The 1,942-nt window shown below is 67.8% G+C and carries 2 protein-coding genes; both read left to right on the forward strand.

Annotated features, from left to right (window positions below; all coding sequences use genetic code 11):
• Positions 1 to 331: 331 nt before the first annotated feature.
• Entirely contained in the window at positions 332 to 1,249 is a 918-nt protein-coding gene (locus QH290_RS01675) for a helix-turn-helix domain-containing protein (protein WP_280381771.1), read from the forward strand.
• Positions 1,250 to 1,251: 2 nt separating this feature from the next.
• Entirely contained in the window at positions 1,252 to 1,779 is a 528-nt protein-coding gene (locus QH290_RS01680; RefSeq protein ID WP_280381772.1) for a dihydrofolate reductase family protein, read from the forward strand.
• Positions 1,780 to 1,942 lie beyond the last annotated feature (163 nt).

Raw genomic sequence — 1,942 nt, forward strand, 5'->3', positions numbered from 1 at the left:
AGATCACGGCGCACAGCCACATGTTCTTCATGTGGTCCATCAGCGTGTTCTGGCAGCCCGCCTCCACCGACCGTAGGCCGCCGCCCACCAGGATGAACAGGTAGACCAGCCCGATCGCGATCGGAATCGTACTCAGCATGAACCGCCCACTCTCGTCGCAGCTGCGAAACAGCCGTGGACACAACGCGATTCGACCCGAACCCGTCGCCATCCGGCAAGTGACCTAAGTAATGTACCGTTATCCAGCGGCACGATCAATACCCGGCGGCACGCAAGGGAGTGCGCAAGAACGGTCAAGCGGCAACCGACCCGCACCGACCACAATGAACTCGTGACCACCGGACGTGACCGACTCCGCGAACTGCTCGACGTCGTGCTCGACGACGACAACGCCACCCTGGGTGCGATGGCCGAGGACGCCTACGCCTCCCAATACCACTTCGCCCGCCAGTTCTCCCGCGGCACCGGCGAGTCCCCCGTGGCGCTGCGCCGCCGGGTGCTGCTGGAGCGGGCGGCATGGCAATTGAGCACCGGTGTCTCGGTGACCGAGGTGGCGTTCGCGGCGGGTTACGACTCGGTGGAGGGGTTCAGCAGGGCGTTCAGCCGCGCGTACGGCCATCCACCCAGCGCGACCCGCTCCGAGAAGAAACAGCGCTGGCTGCCCGCGGTGAACGGCATCCACTTCCATCCGCCGATGTCGCTGTGGGTGGCCAGCGAACCGAAAGGCCGCCACGACATGGACCCGACATCGCTACTGCTGCACCACGATCTGGACGACACCCGCGAATTGCTGAAACTGGCAACGAGTCTCAGCGACGAGCAGTATCGCCGCAAGCGCTCGGACCACACGGTGCTCGACTGGGACGGGCCCGACGATTCGATCGCCACGGTGCTGGACCTGCTGATCTGGAGCAAGGAGGTGTGGCTGGCCGCGATCGACGGAGACGACGAACCGCAACGCCGTCCGAACGATCTTCCGACCCTGATGCAGCGCCTCGACGAGATCGGACCGCACTGGCTGGACACCGTCCGCGAGATCGACCGCCGCGGCGGCTGGGGTGACACCCTGATCGACGCGCTGTGCGATCCGCCGGAGAGCTTCGTGATCGGCAGCGTCATCGCGCACGTTCTCACCTTCTCCGCGCACCGGCGGCTTGTCACCCGTCAATGGCTGCGCGCCGAAATTACCGATGGCACAACGGAGGTCGACCAGGGCGACCCCATCATCTGGCTGCAGAAACGAGGCTGACCATGCCCCGGACCATCTACTACACCGCGACCGGCCTCGACGGCTTCATCGCCACCCCCGACCACTCGCTGGATTGGTTGCTGTCCCGCACCGCGGACGAGGACGGCCCGATGGGCTACAACGCCTTCATCGCCGACATCGGCGCAATCTGTATGGGCGCCAGCACGTATCAGTGGGTACTCGACCACGACGAAGCGTGGGCCTACGAGATGCCGTGCTGGGTCTTCACCCACCGCACCTTCCCGCCGCGCACCGACGCCGATATCCGCTTCACTCGCGACCCCGTCCCGACGGTCTACAAGGAGATGGCCGAGGCCGCGGGTGAGAAGAACCTCTGGGTCGTCGGCGGCGGCGACCTGGCCGGGCAGTTCGCCGACCACGGCCTGCTCGACGAGGTGTCGGTCTCCATCGCCCCGGTCACCCTGGGCGCGGGCGCACCACTGCTGCCCCGGACCCTCGAACTGAGGCTCGTCGAACTCGCCCCCAACGGCGAATTCGCCTGCGCCCGTTACGAGGTCGTCCGCGACTGAGCGGACCACAGCAGGCCGGGGACAAGACAGCGGCGGCCGCGGCCCGGGGGGGGGGGGGGGCCCTGCCCCGGGGGGCCGGGTGGCGCCGGGGGCCTACGCCTACGGGGGCGCGGGTCGGGTCCAGCACCATGCCGAGCGACGCCAGCGCGCCGGTCTCCAGCGG

Source organism: Nocardia wallacei, from assembly GCF_029869545.1.
GTDB classification, from domain to species: Bacteria; Actinomycetota; Actinomycetes; order Mycobacteriales; family Mycobacteriaceae; genus Nocardia; species Nocardia wallacei_A.